The organism is Nocardiopsis xinjiangensis YIM 90004 (assembly GCF_000341145.1).
In the GTDB taxonomy this organism is placed as follows: Bacteria; Actinomycetota; Actinomycetes; order Streptosporangiales; family Streptosporangiaceae; genus Nocardiopsis; species Nocardiopsis xinjiangensis.
Genome location: NZ_ANBE01000007.1, coordinates 296,368 through 315,709, shown reverse-complemented (window position 1 = coordinate 315,709; position 19,342 = coordinate 296,368). Strand labels below are relative to the sequence as shown.

Here is a 19,342-nt window from a genome sequence, read left to right as displayed (position 1 = left end):
GGCCTTAATCTGTGAACATGCCTGAGTACCGCGTGGTCGACGCGTTCACCGACCGCCCCTTGGCGGGCAACCCCGCCGCCGTCCTCGTCCTGGAGGACCCCTACCCCGAGGTCTGGGCGCAGGGGATCGCGGCCGAGTTCAACCTCTCCGAGACCGCCTTCGCGCGCCGGGTCGGGGAGCAGGACGCCGAGTTCGAACTGCGCTGGTTCACCCCCGTCGCCGAGATCGAGCTGTGCGGCCACGCGACCCTGGCCACCTCCCACGCCCTGGCCGAACTCGGTGAACCGGCCCCGTACCGCTTCACCACGCGCAGCGGGATCCTCACCGTCGAACACCGCGACGGCCGGCTGTGGATGGACTTCCCCGCCCGCCCCGCCACCGCGGCGCCCGCCCCCGACGGACTCGCCGACGCCCTCGGCGCCCGGCCCCTGTGGACCGGGATCGGCGGCAACAACGACCTGCTCGTGGAACTGGCCGACGAGGACACCGTGCGCTCCCTGGCCCCCGATCCCGAGGCGATCCGCGCCCTGCCCGCCCGCGGGGTCATCGTGACCGCCCGCGGGGAGGAGGCCTACGACCTCGTTTCGCGTTTCTTCGCGCCGAGCATGGGCGTGCCCGAGGATCCCGTCACCGGTGCGGCCCACACCGTGGTCGCCCCCTTCTGGGCCGAACGTCTGGGGCGGAGCGATTTCCTGGCGCACCAGGCCTCCAGCCGTGGCGGGGACCTACACCTGCGCCTGCGCGGAGACCGGGTCCTCATCGGCGGCGACGCCGTGACGGTGGCCACCGGCCACCTCGACCTCTAGCACCTGTGTGACAGATGTCTTCCGCCGTTTCGACCAGTGCTGCGCTCTCGGACGGCCGTGACCGGGTGGTACCGCGCCGCATCTCCTTCGGGGGTGGCGGGCGGGGCCGGGGCCGGCGTCGCCCGGACAGGCCCGGGGCCGGCCCGGCGGAGACCATGAGCATCGACCGAACACGCCCTGGAAAGGAGGCCCCGATGGAACAGTGGGACACCAAGGAGAAGATCGCCGCCGCACGGGAGCGGCTGGAGGAGAGCCACCACGACTGGCGCCGCCCCGCCGCCTACGGGATCGGTGTGTACCGGGAGGGGACCACCGAGTTCACCCACGTCAACCAGAACGGCAGCTACCTTCCCGCGGTCGTCCTGGCGCGCGTGAGCGGACACACCCGCGGCACGTTCTCCCACCCGATGTCGGTCGGACAGCTGGAGGCGGCCGTGGAGGAGCTGAGCCCCGCCGAGGCGTGCACCGAACTGGACCACCCCAACCTGCGCCACTGGCGCGAGGTTCTGGCCGACGTGCGGGAGAACGGCGGCCAGATCGTCGCGGTCTTCGTCGGAAGCCTGTCCGACCCGCCGGCCGACGAACACGACTCCGTGCTGCGGGCCGCCCTGCGTTGAACACCGAGGCGGCGGCGAAAGTTTCTTCTCCCCCGGGTGGTCCCCTTTTCCGTGCGGTCCTCACCAGGCGGACGTGCCCGGACCCTCAGAAGTCAATTCTTCAACATTCCTACGGGTGTTACCGGTAGGAGTATGAGATTTCATCGGGTGGCTCTCGGAGAACGGCGGGCGTGCAATCCCCGTTCCGAACCGAGGAAGGTTCTTCCCCGGTTTTCCCACGCGCCTCCCGGACTTCCTGTAGAAAAGGAGGCGTGCACCACCTCTCCCCTCGAGGGAGAACGCGCGAGCCGCCGCGGCCCCGCTCTGCGAGGCCGCTTCGGGTCGGCGCCGCGATCCTGGCCGCCGGCGCCGGACCGCTCGCGCGGGATCTCCGAGAGCTCGGTGCACGGGCCGACCCCGGCCCGACGGCCGCGCGTGAGCGCGGGCCCGGTGGCGCGCGGTCGCGATGCCTCCCTTCCCCCTCCCGGGGAGGGATCGCGACCCCCGCCGCGGCCCCTGCCGACGGGCCGGCGAGGTCGGTGCGGACCGGCCCCGCCTCCCCGACCACAGCGGGGCCGGTCCGCCCTCCCCGGGGCCCGGCGCCACGGCACCGGCCCGCACACGGGAGAGCCGGTGTGCCGGAGGAACCGCCTGCCGGCGGAGTGACGGGTCACCGTCGCCCACAGTCGTTCTGCACCGGCCCGGCCGAGGTCCTAACCTGGGCGGGACAGCCAACAGACTCGAGGGGGAACCGATGGCGGAACGGCACGGCGGAGGACGCCGACACGGCGGCGGGGGCGGCGGCAAGGGCCGCAAGCCCGAGCCCGAGCCGATCCGCGGGGTCCGCGACGACGCACGCCTGGCACAGGAGCTGCTCAAGATGGACGGCGCCTCCTACGGGCGCTACAAGTCCCTCAAGGGCGACTGGGACTTCGGCGACTTCACCCTGACCGTGCAGCGCGTACAGGCCGACCCGTTCGCGCCGCCGTCGCGTATCCGGGTCCTGCGCCCCGACGCCGGTATCCCCGAGAGCGCTTGGAAGGATCCGATCCGGCGCCGGGCCACCGCCGACTACCTCGGCCGGCGGGCCCGCAAGCAACTGCGCGGGTCGCTGCTCAAGATCGACACCGGCGGCCAGGAGGTCATCGCCCGTTCCTCGCTGCAGGTCACCGAGGGCGGCGGAGTGGACCTGCGCATCGGCCTCGACATGCCCGGCCACGGCCGCCGCATCGACGGGCGTTCCGCCGAGCGTGAGCTGTGCCGGACCCTGCCCGAGCTGGTGGACGACCTCGACTGGGACGAGATCGACCAGAAGGAAGCGGTCGCCTTCGCCGACAGCGTGGCCGACACCGTCGCCCTGCGCGACCAGCTCGCCGGGCTCGACCTGGTCTCCTTCGTGGCCGACGGCGCGATCCTGCCCCGGCGCAGCGGTATCAGCGACGAGCCGATGAGCGACGGTGCGGTGCCCTTCGACTCCCCGGAGTCCCTGCGGGTGAGCGTCGACCTGCCCCACCGGGGCACCATCACCGGTATGGGGGTGGCCGAGGGCATCACGCTCATCGTCGGCGGCGGGTTCCACGGCAAGTCCACGCTGCTGCACGCCCTGGAACGCGGGGTCTACGACCACGTCCCGGGCGACGGGCGCGAGCTCGTGGTCACCCGGCCGGACGCGGTCAAGATCCGGGCGGAGGAAGGCCGCGGGGTCGAGCGCACCGACGTGAGCCCGTTCGTGCGCAACCTGCCCACGGGGGCCGACACCAGCGATTTCCGTACCGAGAACGCCTCGGGATCGACCTCCCAGGCCGCCAACATCTGCGAGGCCGTGGAAAGCGGTGCGAGCACGCTGCTCGTGGACGAGGACTCCACCGCCACCAACCTCATGATCCGGGACGAGCGGATGCAGCGCCTGGTCCACGGCGACCGTGAACCCCTGGTGCCCTTCATCGACCTGGTACGCCCGCTCAACCGCGACCACAAGGTCTCCACCGTCCTGGTCATGGGCGGCAGCGGGGACTACTTCGACGTCGCCGACCAGGTGATCATGCTCGACGCCTACCACCCGCACGACGTCACCGAGCAGGCCCGCGAGCTCGCCCACGAGCGCAACGACGCCGAGTTCCGCCTGCCGCGTGCCCGTGTGGTCGACCCCGACTCGGTCGACGACAGCGGTAACAAGGGCCGGAGCCGCATCAAGCGCCGTGACATGGACGTGCTCACCTTCGGTGAGAGCGACGTCGACGTGCGCGGGGTCGAACAGTTCGTCGACCCGGGCCAGATCATCGGCGCCGGACTGGCCCTGCGCCGACTGGTCCGGGGGCGGCACCTGGACGGCAAGCGCACCTTGCGTGAGGCGCTGGACTCCCTCGACGCGGAGCTGGCCGAGCACGGGGTCACCCTGCTCGGTGAGGACTTCGGCGGTGACTACACACTGCCGCGCCGAGCGGAGGTCGCCGCGGTCCTCAACCGCCTGCGTGCGATGCGTGTGGCCGAGATGCGCTGACCGCTTCTTCCCGCGGGCGCGCGCACGTTCCCGCGCAGCGCGCCCGCGTCTGAGGCCTCGTGCGCGGGGGTGCCACGCACGGGCGTATCGGTGGGGGAGAGGCTCCTGGAGAGTTCCCGGCGCGCGGGCGGGAACAAGCGCGTCAGGGACACGTGTTGGCATCAACGGGGCCTGCAACTGGGCCCCCGACCCCGGCCGGTGCCCCGGCCCGACGGCCCGCACACAGGGCGTCCCGGGCCGATTCGTACCGGGACACGGGGTCGGTATTGTGGACGAGCAGGGCAGGAATGCCCGAAGGGCCCCGGTTCCGTCCGCGGTGGCCATCCCCTGCCTCCCCGACCAGATGTGGAGACGAGTACCCGGTGCGTGACCCAGCAGATCTGTACGAGATCCATCCCGGTTTCGACGACGTCAAGGGTCTGGCGATGCTGGTCTGCCTGGACGGCTTCGTCGACGCGGGGCAGACCGGGACCCAGATGTCCACGGTCCTCTTCGACTCCCTCAGCGGCGAAGAGATAGCGACATTCGATATCGACCGCCTCGTCGATTACCGTTCCCGCCGCCCGAAGATGACCTTCGTCGAGAACACCTGGACCGACTACACCCCGCCCAAGATCGCCCTGTACCGGTTCCACGACCTCGACCGGCAGCCGTTCCTGGTGCTGCACGGCCCCGAACCCGACCTGGAGTGGGAGGCGTTCGGCGCAGCCGTGCAGCAGCTCGTGGAGCACTTCCGCATCACACTCGCGGTGAGCGCGAGCGGGGTGCCCATGGCGGTGCCGCACACGCGCCCGATCACCGTGACCCCGCACGCCACCCGGGAGGAGCTCGTCTCCGGGCACACCCCGTGGATCGGCCGCGTCGAAGTGCCCGCGAGCGTGAGCGCGATGCTGGAGTACCGTTTCGGCGAGAGCGACCACGACTTCGTGGGGTACTCGGTCCACGTGCCCAGCTACCTGGCGCAGTCCCAGTACCCGCGCGCGGCCATGGCCGCCATGGGGTTCGTGGCGGGCGCCACCGGTCTGGCCCTGCCGACCGACCAGCTGGAGGAGGCCGCCGGAACCACCGACGTGGAGATCGCCGAGCAGGTCGCCGAGTCCGAGGAGATCCAGCGTGTCGTGGCCAATCTCGAGCGCCAGTACGACGACATCATGACCTCGCGGGGCGACGACCCCGGGGGCCGCACGATTCTGCCCCTGGCCGACGACGAGGCGGGGCTGCCCACCGCCGACGAACTCGGTGACGAACTCGAACGCTTCCTCGCCGAGCGCGAGGGCGACGGAAACGGATGAGCGTGTTCTACCAGATTCTCTTCCGCTCGGCCCTGCGCCACCTGGACGCGGAGACGGTCCATCACCTCAGCTTCACGGCGCTTCGTGCGGCCACCGCAGTCCCCGGGATCGCCCCCGCCATGCAGCACCTGCTGGGGCCCCGTGAACCGGAACTGACCGTGCACGCGCTCGGGCGGGAGTTCCCCGGTCCGCTGGGGTTGGCCGCCGGCTTCGACAAGAACGCGGAGAGCCCGCAGGGGCTGGCCGCGCTCGGGTTCGGGTTCGTGGAGATCGGTACCGTCACCGCCCACCCGCAGACCGGCAACCCGCAGCCGCGCCTGTTCCGCCTGGTCGAGGACCGCGCGATCCTCAACCGCATGGGCTTCAACAACGAGGGTTCCGCGCTGGTGGCCGAACGCCTGCACCACCTCCAGGGCCGCCCGAGCCCGCTATTGGGCGTCAACATCGGCAAGACCAAGGTCACCCCCGAGGAGGAGGCCCCGGCCGACTACGCCCTCAGCGCCCACCGGCTGGCCGAGTACGCCGACTACATGGTCGTCAACGTCAGCTCGCCCAACACCCCGGGCCTGCGCGACCTGCAGAGCGTGGAACGGCTGCGCCCGCTGCTGCGCTCGGTGCGGCAGGCGCTGGCCGAGTCCGGGCACGCGGACCTGCCGCTGCTGGTCAAGATCGCGCCCGATCTCGCCGACGAGGACGTCGACGCCGTCGCCGACCTCGCGCTCTCGGAGAACCTCGCCGGGGTCATCGCGACCAACACCACGATCTCCCGCGAAGGGCTGGCCACCGACCCCGACGCGGTGGCCGGACTCGGGGCGGGCGGGCTCTCCGGCGCGCCGCTCAAGGAGCGCTCACTGGAGGTGCTGCGCCGCCTGCGCGAGCGCGCAGGCGACCGGCTGACCCTCGTCGCGGTCGGCGGGATCGAGACCGCGGACGACGCCTGGGCGCGTATCCGTGCCGGGGCCACCCTCGTGCAGGGGTACACCGGTCTGATCTACGGCGGTCCGCTGTGGCCGCGCCGTCTGCACCGCGGACTCGCGCGGCTGGTGCGCTCGGCCGGCTACCGGTCGGTCGCCGACGCGGTCGGCGCGGACACCGACGGGGACGCCCCGCGTGCCCGGGCGACGGCTCACACCGCGGGCGCGCCCAGGCCCCCGGGCGGATAGCTCTCGCCGGCCTCGGCGCCGCCGAGCGCCTGCGAGACCGAGACGAACTCGTAGTCCAGGGCCTTCAGCTCCTCGATGATCTGCGGCGCCGCTTCCATCGTCGTCTCCAGTGGGTCGTGCAGGAGCACGATCGTGTTCGGTGCGGCCCCGGAGACCACGTTGGCCACGATCTGCTCGGCGGGCACGCCCTGCCAGTCGTCGCTGTCCACGTTCCACAGGATCTCGGCCATGCCCTGCTCGCCGATCTCCTCCAGCACCGCGTCCGTACCGGCGCCGAAGGGCGGCCGGAACAACTCCACCGAGTGCCCGGTCTGGCGCCGCACCATCGAACTCACCGCCGCGATCTGCGCGGGGAGCTCCTCACCCTCGAACTCCTCGGGCATGTTCTCGTGCAGGTCGTTGTGGCTGGCCACCTCGTGCCCCTCGGCGTAGGTGCGCCGGATCGTCCCGGGCCGGGACAGAGCCGGGTTCCCGTTGAGGAAGAAGGAAGCGGTCACGTCCTCCTCCGCCAGGAGGTCCAGCAGCTCCGGTGTGTGCTCGTGCGGACCGTCGTCGAAGGTCAGCGCGATGCAGCGCGTCCCGTCCTCGTAGCAGTCCACGTCAGGGTCCTGGGCGCTGACCACACCGGGCACGGGCTCCGGATCCTCGGTGTCGGGGGCGGCCTCGGCCACGGTGACCTGATCCTCCTCCGACAGCGACGCGTCCCGGGCCCGCCGTCCCAGGTCGGACAGCAGTGGTTCGACCTCCTCGGCATCCAGTACCGCGGTCTTGCGCCCCGGTTCGGAGGAGGGCACGTGCCCCTCCTCGACGGGGGAGAGGTGACCGTCGTCGAACTCCACGAGCAGGTCGCCGGCGTCGTTGAACCCCATGGAGTCGTAGGTGCGCAGCACCGGGTGCAGGGTCGAGGTGTCCACGTCCTCGTCGTCGGCCAGCTGTTCGCGCACCAGGCCGTTGACGGTCTCCAGCGCTTCGTGGTCGGCCAGCAGCTCCGTGGAGTAGGCGGTGCGCCCGGCTGCGGCGTCGTACCAGTGGGTGCTGTAGCCCTCCCGGAGTCCGTGCATGTCCTCCTCGGTGCGTACCAGGCGCACGCCCAGCACGCCGGGGTCCACGGCGGTGATCTGCCAGTCGATGGTCAGTGCCACCGGGTCGCGGGTTCCGGCGCGGAAGTCCTCCACCTCGGTGTCGACCCGCTCGGCCAGCCCCTCGGAGAAGGGCTCGGCCCCCTCGAACTCGGGGTAGGCGACGGAGATGTCCACCCCCTCGGGTACGTGCGGGTGGTCCTCGAAGGAGTCGGCGTCCCCGGTCCGCACGGTCACACCTTCGCGGTCCGCGGAGCCGGAACCCTCCCCGGTGCCGTCGACCAGGACCGCCATGGCATCGGGCTCGCCCGAGGACGAGCCCTCCGTGCCGCACCCGGCCAAGGGCATCAGCAGCACCATGGCGGCCACACCGGGCAACCAGGGTCGCCCCGCCCGGCGTCCGGGTTCGGGCACGGCCTCGTTCTGGTGGGCTCTGGTCGACGACAAAACCGGACTCCTCATCCCTCGGAGCGGGCGCTCGCGCAGCTGCTGGCAGCAACATAGTGGACCCGGTCACGCGGCCCCGGGCACTGTCCACATGTGGTCAGATAACCCGGGACCGTCCGCGCCGCCCACTCACCCGTCACTGGCGTCAGCGCCCTCATCAGCATTCTCCTCATCCCCCTCTTCCGGGTCGGGGACACCGTCCATGTAGCTTTCCCCGGGCTCGGTGGAACCGAGGAGCTGAGTCACGGTGACCATCTCGACCCCGCTCGATTCCAGCTCCCTGACGATCTCCTCTGCGGCAGTGATCGTCGTGGAGTGGATGTCGTGCATGAGGATGATCGCGCCGTCATCGGCCCCGTCCAGCGCCGTGTCGGCGACCTTGTCGGCGTCCCGATGGCGCCAGTCGTTGGTGTCCACGCTCCACAGGATCTGGGCCAGCCCCATGTCCTGGGTCACGGTCGCCACACCGCCGTCGGTGGCGCCGTAGGGGGGACGCATCAGGTCCATCTCGTAGCCGGTCTCACGCAGCACCAGCGCCTGTGTGGAACTGAGGTCCATGGTGGCGTCGCCGGCGCCGATGGAGGTCAGGTCCGGGTGGTTGAGGGTGTGGTTGGCGATCTCGTGCCCCTCGGCGTAGGCGCGGCGCAGGGTCTCGGGGTGCTCCTGCACAGGGTGGCCGGTGACGAAGAAGGTCGCGCGGGCGTCGTGCTCGTCGAGGGTGTCGAGCAGCTGCGGTGTGCCGCCTCCGGGGCCGTCGTCGAAGGTCAGGGCCACACAGGTGGTCTCGGTGTCCGTGCAGTCCACACTGTCGTCGTCGGGGGAGATGGTGCCGGGCGCGGTACCGAGGGGGTCGTCCCCGGCGGTGTCGGGGGCTTCGGCGATCTCGAAGGTGTCCACACCCACCGTCGCGGCCTCGTGCGCCCGGGTGCCCAGGTCCGACAGCAACGGCTCGATCTCGGAGTGGTCGAGCACTGCATGCATCCGGTCCTGGGCGGCCGGGGCGACCTGGCCGGCGTCGAACTCCACGACCAGGTCGCCGTCGGGGCCGAATCCGATCGAGTCGTACAGGGCCGAGATCGGGTACATCCCCGAGGTGTCGGCGTCCTCGCCGACCTCTTCGCGTGCCAGCGTGTCGAGGGCCGTCAGTGCCTCCTGGTCGTCGAACAGGTGCGTGGACCCGTACACCTGCCCCTGCTCGGTGTCGTACCAGTAGGTGGAGAAGCGCTCGCGTTCTCCCCCGGAGCCGCTCTCGGTGGCCGCGATCCGTACCCCGACCAGGCCCTGCCGGGCGGCGGTCAGGTTCCAGTCGGCCTCGTAGGAGTCCGCCCCGTGGTCGGCGTCCTCGAACGCGGCCACCTCGGCGGACAGTTCCCTCTCCAGGTACTCGGTCAGCGGGTCGGCGTTGGGCAGCACCGGATAGGTCACCGATGTGTCCACCGGGCCGTCGTAGGAGAGCTTCTCCTCCTGCAACCCGGCGACCGCACCGGGGTCGACGACCGTCTGGCCGCCGGGCCCACCTTCGGCCGGTGGGAGGGCCTCCTCTTGTTCGCTTCCGGAGAGTTCGTCGGTGCTCTGAGCACTGTCGGCTGTGAGCAGGCCGGGTGGCCGGGTCGCCATGAGCAGGAGTCCCAGCAGAACCGCGAAGGCCAACGCAGCGGTGATGAGGGGGCGGTCGGGGGCCATGTTCGGAAGGGACCGCTTGTTCACCAGGAAAAACTCCACGTTCTTTGTCCTGCGTGCGCCGGGTGGAAGGGGGGACGGGTCTCCCGTGCGCGACGCTCACTTCTCGGTGCGCGGCCCGGTCCGGGCAGAGGGATCGGACGGGCTCTCGGGGTAAGTGCACACCGGGTTGTAGGGGCTGTCGGGGTCTTTCCTATACTCGCAGCCGTGGAAGGTACACATGCTGTTCCCACGTCGGCGTAGCCGGGATTTCGTGGACGGTGTGTGTCGCAAGAGGGAACCCGGTGTGAATCCGGGACTGCCCCGCAGCGGTGTATGGGAACGAAAATCGTCAACAGCACTGGGGAACGGCCCGACAGGGCACGGGAACCGGGAAGCGGCGACCAGTAGGCCGTCCGGTGTCGAGTACCGGAGATGCCCATGAGTCCGAAGACCTGCCTCCACCCGGTGGCGCAGACGCGCCTCCGGTGGTTCCGTGCCTCGAGGGAGGGCCGACGGATCGTGGGTGGCATGTGGTTCCCCTCGAGGGGGCCGTGTGCGAGGCATCCACGTTTCGCTGTCGCTTCCTCGTGGCCGGTACCCGGCTTTCGACGAGGGAGAGAAGCTTTCATGAGCAGCAATACGACCTCCTCCGGCCCGTCGGTGCGTTCGACGGTGCATGGTTACCCGAGGATCGGTCCGCGGCGTGAGCTCAAGCGCGCGAGCGAGGGGCACTGGGACGGCACCGTGAGCGCCCGGGAACTGGACGCCGTCGCCGCCGAACTGCGCGCAGGGGTGCTCGACCAGCTCCGGGAGGCCGGGGTCGACGACCTGCCCTCCAACACCTTCTCCTTCTACGACGGTGTCCTGGACACAGCGGTCCTGTTCGACCTGGTCCCGTCCCGGTTCGCCTCGCCCGCAGCGGCCGGGGACCGGCAGGAGCACCTGCGCCGCTACTTCGCGCTGGCCCGCGGCGAACAGGGCGCGCCGCCGTTGGAGATGACCAAGTGGTTCGACACGAACTACCACTACCTGGTGCCCGAACTGTCGCCGAACGTGCGCCCGCGCCTGGTCGGAGACAAGCCCCTCGCGGAGTTCCGCGAGGCCCTGGCCGCCGGTCACCACACCCGTCCGGTCCTGGTCGGACCCCTCACGTTCCTGCTCCTGTCCAAGGCCGCCGAGGAGGCACCCCAGGGGTGGCGGCCCCTGGAGCTGCTCGACCAGCTCGTGGAGGCCTACGCCCAGCTGCTGGGTGACCTGGCCGCCGCGGGTGCCACCGAGGTCCAGCTCGACGAGCCGATCCTGGCCACGGACGAGGGCCGCGCCCACGTGGCCGAGCTCGACCGGGTCTACCGTCACCTGGGCGGACTGACCGAGCGCCCGTCGCTGCTGGTGTCGGCCTACTTCGGTTCCATCGGTCCGGACGCACTGCGCGTACTCAAGGAGTCCCCGGTCGAGGCCGTGGGTCTGGACCTGGTCACCGACGACGAGGGCGTGGAGGACCTCGTCAAGATCTCCGGGTTCGGTTCCACCCGCCTGGTCGCCGGCGTGGTCGAGGGCCGCAACGTCTGGCGCACCGACGTGCCCGCCACCCTGGCCGAGTTGGGGACCGTCCTCGGCCTCACCGACGAGCTGTCGGTGAGCACCTCCTGCTCGCTGTTGCACGTGCCCCTCGACCTGGACGCCGAGACCGGCCTCGATCCGAATCTGCGCGGGGCTCTGGCCTTCGCCAAGCAGAAGGCAGCGGAGACCGCGCTGCTGGGCCGCGCCCTGTCGCAGGGCACCGTCACCGGGATGGCCGGTGGCGGAGCGGAGATCCCCTCCTTCACCGACAGCCGTGTGCGTGCCCGCCTGGAGGCCCTGGGGCCGGACGCCGTCCGGCGTCCGGAGAACCGTGGCTCCACCACCGGGGCGAAGCTGAACACCACGACCATCGGTTCGTTCCCGCAGACCCCGGAACTGCGCAGGGCCCGCGCCGCGCACCGCCGCGGCGAGCTGCCCACCGACGAGTACGAGGCGCTTCTGCGCAAGGAGATCGACCGGGTCATCGCGCTCCAGGAGGAGATCGGTCTGGACGTGCTCGTGCACGGTGAGCCCGAGCGCAACGACATGGTCCAGTACTTCGCCGAGCAGTTGGAGGGCTATGCCACCACCCAGAACGGCTGGGTGCAGTCCTACGGCTCGCGGTGTGTGCGTCCGCCCGTCCTGTACGGGGACGTCTCCCGTCCCGAGCCGATGACGGTCGAGTGGATCACCTACGCCCGGTCGCGCACCGACAAGCCGGTCAAGGGCATGCTCACCGGGCCGGTGACCATGCTGGCGTGGTCGTTCGTGCGCACCGACCAGCCGCTGGGTGAGACCGCCCGTCAGGTGGGGCTGGCCCTGCGCGACGAGGTCGCCGACCTCGAGCGCGCCGGTATCCGCCACATCCAGGTGGACGAGGCGGCCCTGCGCGAGTTGCTGCCCCTGCGCGAGGAACAGCAGCAGGCCTACCTGGACTGGGCGGTGGAGTCCTTCCGGTTGGCCACGTCCGGGGCCGCACCGACCACGACGATCCACACGCACATGTGCTACTCGGAGTTCGCCACGGTCGTGGACGGGATCGAGGCCCTCGACGCCGACGTCACGAGTGTGGAGGCGGCGCGCTCCCGAATGGAGCTCGTCCGCGACCTGGGGGAGCGGGGGTACCGCCGTTCCATCGGACCGGGCGTGTACGACATCCACTCACCGCGGGTGCCCTCGGCCGACGAGATCGAGGCCTCGTTGCGCCTGGCGGTCGATCACGTCGACGCCGCCCACCTGTGGGTCAACCCCGACTGCGGTCTGAAGACCCGCGGGTACGCCGAGGTGGAGCAGTCCCTGCGCAACATGGTCGAGGCCGCACGCCGGGTGCGGGCCGATCTGGGCTGAGCCGGACGGGCTCCGTGCCCGGTGGCCGGTGACACGGGCCCGGTACACGTGAGGGGGCCGCGGCAGTGCCGCGGCCCCCTTCCGCCGTGTGTGCGTCCCGGTCAGCTGCCGACCTGGGCGAGGGCGTCCTCGCCGGCGGCGACCATCAGGTCCTGGACGTCCTCGGGCATCGTGAAGTCCTCCAGCTCGGTCTCCTGGTCGTAGGCGCCGTGGAGCTGGTACTCGAGGCGGATGTTGAGGTTGGCCGTGCGCACCAGGAGGGTGGCCACGGGGATGTCCTCACCGGCGAAGTCGTATCCGTTGACGACGAAGTAGGCCTCGTCGCCCAGGTCGACCTCGGTCTCCTCCATGACCTCGTCGAGGTAGAGGCCGTAGTCGGACTGGCCGGTGACCTCCTCGACCCCGCGCTCGTACTCCACCGAGGCCTCGGCATCGGACTCGTTGTTGCTGTAGGGCACGGAGTAGCTGATGTCGAAGCTTCCGTAGGCATCGGAGTCGTTGCCCTCGGGCGGGTCCGCCATGCTGCTGGAGCAGGTCGAGGTGTTGTCCTGCACCGACTTGTTGCCCTCGTCGACGAGGAGGAAGTTGCTCTCCACGTCGCCGGTGAGGGCCTCGCAGGGCTCGGTCGGCACGCTGTAGGGGGCTTCGCCGGAGGCGTTGGTGGTGCCCTCGGGCTCCTCCTCCCCGCCGGTGTCGTCGGCCTGGTCGGGGTCCGTGGTGGACTCCGACGCTTCCTCGGTGGGCTCTGTGGCGACCTCGTCGCCCCCGCTGTTGTTGATGAGGGTGACGATCACCGCGACCACCAGGACGATGATGACCGCGCCACCGCCCAGTACGACCCAGAGGCTGGCCTTGCTGCCGCCCTTGCCCCCGCCGTTCTGTGGTGGGGGCACGGGGCCGCCGGGGCCGCCGTAGGGAGGCTGTCCGCCCCCGTACATCGGCTGGCCGGGCGGGCCCTGCGGGCCGTAGCCGGGCTGCCCGCCGGTTCCGTAACCGGGGGGTGCACCGGCGCCGTACCCGGGCTGTCCGGGCATGCCGCCGGGCTGGCCCGGCGGCATGGGGGGTTGTCCGCCGCTGGGGTCGCCACCCGGAGGCGGGCCGTAGGGCGGCTGCCCCTCACCGCCACCATAGGGGTTCTGCGGTGGCTGGTTGTGAGGTCCGTTATCGCTCATGGCTCCCCTCGCCCGGTATCGCTGTGACCGTTGATGACTGTCTCGCCGTCTTGTGTGGGATGTGTGGGCCCGCGTATCGGTTCCACGGGATTCCGCGTCCTCCACGTGCACGGGCGAGCGGCCGGTGTGGGGGACGGTGCGGGGCGCACGCCACGGGGTTCCGTGGCGATCCGATGGTGCACGGGGGTGCCCCCGCAACTCGGGGCCCGGTCGCCGATCACCCGCTGGCCGGCGGATGGCCGCAGGCCGGGGTCGGGGCGGGTGGACCGGGACGCTCTGCATCCTAACGCCGCGGTGGGGGTAGGGGGGTGGCCGGACCAGGAGAGATAGCCAAAATGTCGCCTATTTGTGCCATTCGTCCCGAATGACGGGACTGGCGTGACGCGATCGTGATAGGCGAGTGGCTGTGCAAGTTCCCGAGGGGCGATATCGCATCCTGCCCGATTGTATGGGCCGCCCTCGCCGGTCAGGGCGCCGGACGCCACGATGCTCACCGTAGGTGTCCATCCTGTCGGGCAGGGTCATGGTGCGCCGGCGGTGTGGCCGGAAGCGGCCAACCAGGGACGTCCTCCCGATCAGAACATCGAGATGTGCACGTGATCGAAGTGGTTCTCGGTGATGCTGCCCCGGTCGGCCATGTCGCGCCAGCCGGTGTCGCCGCGCCGCACGTCCCAGATCTGCTGGCGGTAGATGACGTACATGACCCCGAGGTCGTCGGCGTTGTCACGCGCCCACTCGGCGATCTCCCAGCCGCGGTCGATCTGTTCCTGGCTCGGCATCTGGCCATTGCCGTCGACCATGAAGTCGCAGGCGCGACCCTTGGGGTGCTCGCCCACGACCCAGCCGCCTTCCTCGCGGAAGCAGCCCACGCCGCCCACGTCGTTGCCGCGCCCGAACTTCTCGATGCCGAGGTCGCGCATCTGCTCCGTACGCGGGGTGATGTTGTCCGGCGGCTCCATGGGCTGGTCGGGGTGGTCGGCGATGAGCTGGTGGACCTCGTCGCGCCGCCCCTCCAACTCCTCCAGGTCCTCCTCGGCCGTGGCCAGGCGCTCCTCGGCGTGCTCCTGCGCCACCTCGTCGCGGCTCAGGGCCTGCTCGAGTTCGTCGATCTTGTCCTGATTGGAGCCGGACAGGTAGTCGATGACCACCGCGCGGTCCATCACCACGTCCGGTTCGGCCTCCACGAACAATGACAGTGCCGGGTCGATGCCGCCGGCGGTGTAGGTGGCCACGGCCAGCGAACGCACCTGCTCCTCGGCTTCGGCGACCTCCTCGCGTGTGCCCTCGGCACGCGTCTCGGCCCGCTCGGCCTCCTCCATGACACCCTCCATGTCACGGAGTTCGCCGTCGTACTCCTCCGCCAGGCTGTCGGAACGGTCGCGCAGCGTCTCCATGTCCTCGGTGTCCATGGGCAGCGACGCCGAGACCGGGGCCTGCGGTGCGGCGACCAGCGCGGCCCCCATCGCCACGCTGAGAGCCCCGGCACGCAGACGCCCCGGGCTCCTCGACCCGCGCAGGGCGGAGGAGACCAGTTCGCTCCAGGTCCGTTCGGGAGGGTCGGGTGCCCAGAAATCGGCGTAGGGGTCCCCGTCCGGATGGGCGGTCCGGGGACCGAACGCTCGGTCGAGGTCGTCGGACTGCACGGTGTGGTCGCTCCTTGTACCTGACCGGACCCCCGGTGGGCAGGGGTGGTGCGGGTGCGGCATCGGGTCGGCCCCCGCGCCCTCGACCTGGGGCCGTGTCTTCGCCGGAGGGCTTGCGGGCCCGGTGAGCGGGTCGTGCGCACACCCCGTGTCCCGCACGGGGCGAAGGGCGCGGGATGCAACCGAGTGTAGGCACTCCGTCGGACCGGGAGGGGAGGGAGTGGCCGAATCGGCCGGGGACACAAACTGACAATGTGTCTCAAATAACCCACACGAATGGTCGGGATCAGATGAAGTGACCGGTGTATTCGTGATTGTCTGGAAGGGTGAAGGCTCTCAGGTACATCACCATCGCACCCCACGCGGCCCCGGCGCCCCTCGCGCGCTCCGGCGGCTGTTGTCGCGGCGCGTCCTGACGAGCCCCGGGGCCGAACCCCCGGGCCTGCCCGAGCCCGTCCCACCATGGGCGGTGAGCTCGCTCTCCGGCTCCGCAGCCATCCGCGCCGCACACCAGTGCCCGCCGAGGCCGTGGGCACGGCGCGCCGCAGACGTCCGTTCCCGGCCGCTCCGTACGCTCGGGTGCGGGCGTCAACCCCATGCTGTGAGCCCCGACCCCGAGACATCCCTTTCTGGACCGGGGCCGTGGCACCACCGCTGAGATGTCGATGGGAAAACCGTGATTGACGCAGTGGGCCTGCAAAAGGTCTACAGATTGAAGAAGAAGCAGGTCACCGCACTGAACGGCGTCGACCTGCATGTACGTTCCGGCGAGATCTACGGGGTGGTGGGCCAGAGCGGTGCGGGCAAGAGCACGCTCCTGCGCTCGGTGAATCTCCTGGAGCGCCCCGATCAGGGAACGGTCGAGGTCGACGGCGAGGCACTGACCTCGCTGCACGGCGCCGGTCTGCGCGGGGCCCGCCGCCGCATCGGAATGGTCCACCAGCACTTCGCGCTGCTGTCCTCGCGCACCGTCGCCGGCAACGTGGCCTTCCCGCTGGAGGTCTCGGGGGTCGGGCGCGCACAGCGCAACGCCAAGGTCGGTGAGCTCCTGGACCTCGTGGGCCTGAACGACAAGGCCCGTGCCTATCCCTCCCAGCTCTCCGGCGGTCAGAAGCAGCGCGTGGGCATCGCCCGCGCGCTGGCCTCCGACCCCAAGGTCCTGCTCAGCGACGAGGCGACCTCGGCGCTGGATCCCGAGACCACCGAGGCGATCCTGAGCCTGTTGCGCCGCCTCCGCGACGAGCTGGGGCTGACGATCCTGCTCATCACCCACGAGATGGACGTCATCAAGCGCATCTGCGACTCGGCCGCGATCATGTCCGACGGCGAGTTCCTGGAGTCGGGCCGGGTGCTGGACCTCATCGGTACCCCCGGTTCCCTGCTGGCCCGGTCGCTCTTCCCGCTGCCCGACAACGGCGGCCCGGACACCGTGGTGGTGACCTACCCGCGCTCCTTCGACCAGCCGTTCATGTCGGAACTCACCCGCCGTTTCGACGTCGACGTGAACATTCTCGGCGGAGGAGTGGAAGAGGTCGCCGGGCAGTCCGTGGGCCGCCTGAGCGTGGACCTGATGGGCGGCCGCCGGACCGAGGCGATCGACTACCTGACCCAGCAGGGCCTGCTGGTCGAGGAGGCCGGACAGTGATGACCAACCCCGCCGATCTGCTGCTCCTCGCCTCCACGGCCGGGGTCGACCCGATCGTGGACTTCGTCCGTGAGTGGCCCGTCATGTGGCCGGATCTGTGGCTGAGCACCCAGGACACCCTCTACATGGTGTGGTGGGCGAGTTTCTTCAGCGTGCTCTTCGGCCTGCCGTTGGGTGTGCTGCTGGTGACCACCGATCGGGGCGGCCTGACCCCGGCGCCGGTCGTACGCGCGGTGCTGAGCACCGTCGTCAACATCGGGCGTTCACTGCCCTTCATCGTGCTGATGGTGGCGGTGCTGGCCCTGACCCGTCTGCTGGTGGGCACGACCCTGGGACCGACGGCCGCGATCGTGCCGCTGAGCATCGGCGCGATCCCCTTCTTCGCCCGTCTGGTGGAGACTTCCCTGCGCGAGGTGGACCGCGGTGTGATCGAGGCCGCCCACGCCATGGGTACGCGCAAGGTCAGCATCGTCGGCAAGGTGATGCTGCCCGAGGCACTGGCCGGCCTCATCGCGGGTCTGGTGATGACCGTGGTCACACTGATCTCCTACTCGGCCATGGCCGGGGCGATCGGTGGCGGCGGCCTGGGTGATCTGGCCATCCGCGAGGGGTACCAACGATTCAACGACCAGTACCTGTGGGCGACGGTCATCCTGCTGGTGATCATCGTCCAGATCGTGCAGAGCCTGGGTGACCTGGTGGTGCGCCGCCTGGCGAGCCGCTGACCCGGGCCCGTTCCCCCGCCCCTCACGAGTGCCGCCGTCGACCGGTAGGGGCCTGTCGGCGGGGCGGCGGATCGGTGCGGGTGGATGGTGGGCCGGGGCCTGTGGGTGGTGTTCGACGCTCCGACGAACACCACCCCCGGGGCCACGAGAAACCCCCCTGCCCCCGATCCCGGTCCCCTCTCCGAGGGCCTCTCTCACTGTTGACACCGGGGGAGTGGTCTGCTTCCTTGGTTGGGAGCGCTCCCAAACCCCCCACCCGGAAGGTGCGTCCGAGCAGTGAACGACAGCAACGCATTCCCCGACGATTTCCTCTGGGGCGCGGCCACCGCCTCCTTCCAGATCGAAGGCGCCACCACCGCCGACGGCCGTGGCCGCAGCATCTGGGACACCTTTGCCGAGATCCCGGGAAAGATCCTGGGCGGTGACACCGGCGACCCGGCCGATGACCACTACCACCGCTACCCCTCCGACATCGCCCTGATGCGCGACCTGAACCTGGGCGCCTACCGGTTCTCCGTGGCCTGGCCGCGTGTCTTTCCCGAGGGCCGGGGCAAGGTCAACCAGGCCGGGCTCGACTTCTACGACCGGCTCGTGGACACCCTCCTGGAAGCCGGGATCCAGCCCTGGGCCACCCTCTACCACTGGGACCTGCCCCAGGCCCTGGAGGACGCCGGCGGCTGGCCCGCCCGCGACACCGCCCACCACTTCGCCGAGTACGCCCGCACCGTTGGTGAGGCCCTCGGGGACCGTGTCACCCACTGGATGACGGTCAACGAACCCTGGTGCTCGGCCTTCCTCGGCCACCTCGAGGGGGTCCACGCCCCAGGGCGGCGCGATGCCGGCGACACCCTGGCCGCTACCCACCACCTGCTGCTGGGCCACGGCCTGGCCGCACAGGCCCTGCGCTCGACCGGGGGTCCCACGCGTGTCGGTCTCGCTCACAACCAGGCCGTCATCCGCCCCCATGGGCCCAGCGCCGAGGACGTACGCGCCGCACGCAGGGCCGACGGCGTGCGCAACCGCCTGTTCACCGACCCCGTCCTGAAGGGGCGCTACCCGGCCGACGTCGTGCGCGACCTTTCCGAGGTCAGCGACTTCTCCTTCGTGCGCGACGGCGACCTGGAGACGATGTCCACTCCCCTGGACTTCCTCGGCGTCAACTTCTACTCCCCGGAGTTCGTCGCCGCCTCCGCCGACGGCCTCGACCCCGCCCGGGTCAGCGGGGCGGGCGACGTCTGGCTCGGGGCCGGGCCCGAGGAGGTGCACGTCTCCCAGGGGCTGCCGGTCACCCACATGGGCTGGGAGGTCGACCCCACAGGCCTCTACGACGTGCTGTTGCGGCTGGCCGGGGACAGCGGCGGCATCGACCTCTACGTCACCGAGAACGGGTGTGCCTTCGAGGACACCGTCACCGCTGACGGCCGGGTGCACGACCACGACCGCCGCGACTACTACGAGGCCCACCTGAGGGCGGCCCGCGAGGCCGTCGACGCCGGAGTGCCCCTTCGCGGTTATTTCGCCTGGTCGCTTCTGGATAACTTCGAATGGGCGTGGGGATACTCCCGCAGGTTCGGGCTCGTGCACGTGGACTACGCCACCCAGGAGCGCGTGGTCAAGGACAGCGGCCTCTGGTACGCCGAGCTCGCCCGCACGGGACGTTTTCCCTGACGGTGCTCCCGGAGCCGCGAACCCCTTCCGCGGTGCG

General features: G+C 70.7%; 13 protein-coding genes and 1 riboswitch. Of the genes, 9 read left to right on the top strand and 4 right to left on the bottom strand.

The annotated features are described in order from the left end of the window. Window positions 1-17 precede the first annotated feature (17 nt). The 5 genes from D473_RS0105680 to D473_RS0105660 all read left to right on the top strand — a co-directional run bounded on the left by D473_RS0105680 (window position 18) and on the right by D473_RS0105660 (window position 6,357). Window positions 18-806 (top strand): PhzF family phenazine biosynthesis protein, encoded by a 789-nt coding sequence (locus D473_RS0105680; protein WP_026126633.1) that lies wholly within the window; start codon window positions 18-20, stop codon window positions 804-806. A 194-nt stretch (window positions 807-1,000) separates the two neighbouring features. After that, window positions 1,001-1,423, top strand: coding sequence for a hypothetical protein (locus tag D473_RS0105675; protein ID WP_017608120.1), 423 nt, complete (start codon window positions 1,001-1,003; stop codon window positions 1,421-1,423). 733 nt (window positions 1,424-2,156) lie between these two features. Further along, window positions 2,157-3,902: an ABC-ATPase domain-containing protein gene (locus D473_RS0105670; RefSeq protein WP_017608119.1), complete on the top strand. Its 1,746-nt coding sequence runs from the start codon at window positions 2,157-2,159 to the stop codon at window positions 3,900-3,902. A 362-nt stretch (window positions 3,903-4,264) separates the two neighbouring features. Then, window positions 4,265-5,194, top strand: coding sequence for a proteasome assembly chaperone family protein (locus D473_RS0105665; RefSeq protein WP_017608118.1), 930 nt, complete (start codon window positions 4,265-4,267; stop codon window positions 5,192-5,194). Beyond that, window positions 5,191-6,357, top strand: coding sequence for a quinone-dependent dihydroorotate dehydrogenase (locus D473_RS0105660; protein WP_017608117.1), 1,167 nt, complete (start codon window positions 5,191-5,193; stop codon window positions 6,355-6,357). Before D473_RS0105665 ends, D473_RS0105660 begins: the two co-directional genes overlap by 4 nt. On the opposite strand, the gene D473_RS0105655 is transcribed toward D473_RS0105660, so the two are convergent. After that, a complete protein-coding gene (locus D473_RS0105655; RefSeq protein WP_017608116.1) occupies window positions 6,321-7,883 on the bottom strand; it encodes a polysaccharide deacetylase family protein in 1,563 nt (520 codons plus the stop codon). The two genes, D473_RS0105660 and D473_RS0105655, sit on opposite strands and share 37 nt — an antisense overlap. 129 nt (window positions 7,884-8,012) lie before the next feature. After that, complete coding sequence (locus D473_RS0105650; RefSeq protein ID WP_033352771.1) at window positions 8,013-9,566, bottom strand: polysaccharide deacetylase family protein; 1,554 nt, start codon at window positions 9,564-9,566, stop codon at window positions 8,013-8,015. Window positions 9,567-9,803: 237 nt separating this feature from the next. Next, window positions 9,804-10,019: riboswitch (cobalamin riboswitch) on the top strand. Between the two features lie 153 nt (window positions 10,020-10,172). Here D473_RS0105650 and metE point away from each other — a divergent pair. Continuing rightward, on the top strand, window positions 10,173-12,452 hold the full coding sequence (gene metE, locus D473_RS0105645) for a 5-methyltetrahydropteroyltriglutamate--homocysteine S-methyltransferase (protein WP_017608114.1): 2,280 nt from the start codon (window positions 10,173-10,175) through the stop codon (window positions 12,450-12,452). A gap of 101 nt (window positions 12,453-12,553) precedes the next feature. Here the strand turns inward: metE and D473_RS0105640 are convergent, their stop codons facing one another. Continuing rightward, the gene (locus tag D473_RS0105640; protein WP_026126631.1) at window positions 12,554-13,624 is read right to left on the bottom strand and encodes a hypothetical protein; all 1,071 of its coding nucleotides are present in this window, start codon (window positions 13,622-13,624) and stop codon (window positions 12,554-12,556) included. A 575-nt stretch (window positions 13,625-14,199) separates the two neighbouring features. Continuing rightward, a complete protein-coding gene (locus tag D473_RS0105635; RefSeq protein WP_017608112.1) occupies window positions 14,200-15,267 on the bottom strand; it encodes a coiled-coil domain-containing protein in 1,068 nt (355 codons plus the stop codon). 688 nt (window positions 15,268-15,955) lie between these two features. Between D473_RS0105635 and D473_RS0105630 the strand changes: the two genes are divergently transcribed. From D473_RS0105630 to D473_RS0105620, 3 genes are all read left to right on the top strand, one after another. Continuing rightward, a complete protein-coding gene (locus D473_RS0105630; protein WP_017608111.1) occupies window positions 15,956-16,912 on the top strand; it encodes a methionine ABC transporter ATP-binding protein in 957 nt (318 codons plus the stop codon). Continuing rightward, window positions 16,912-17,637, top strand: a complete 726-nt coding sequence (locus D473_RS0105625) for a methionine ABC transporter permease (RefSeq protein ID WP_017608110.1) — start codon at window positions 16,912-16,914, stop codon at window positions 17,635-17,637. The genes D473_RS0105630 and D473_RS0105625 overlap by 1 nt, the downstream gene beginning before the upstream one ends. Before the next feature lie 276 nt (window positions 17,638-17,913). Further along, on the top strand, window positions 17,914-19,305 hold the full coding sequence (locus D473_RS0105620; RefSeq protein WP_017608109.1) for a GH1 family beta-glucosidase: 1,392 nt from the start codon (window positions 17,914-17,916) through the stop codon (window positions 19,303-19,305). The last annotated feature ends 37 nt before the right edge of the window (window positions 19,306-19,342 follow it).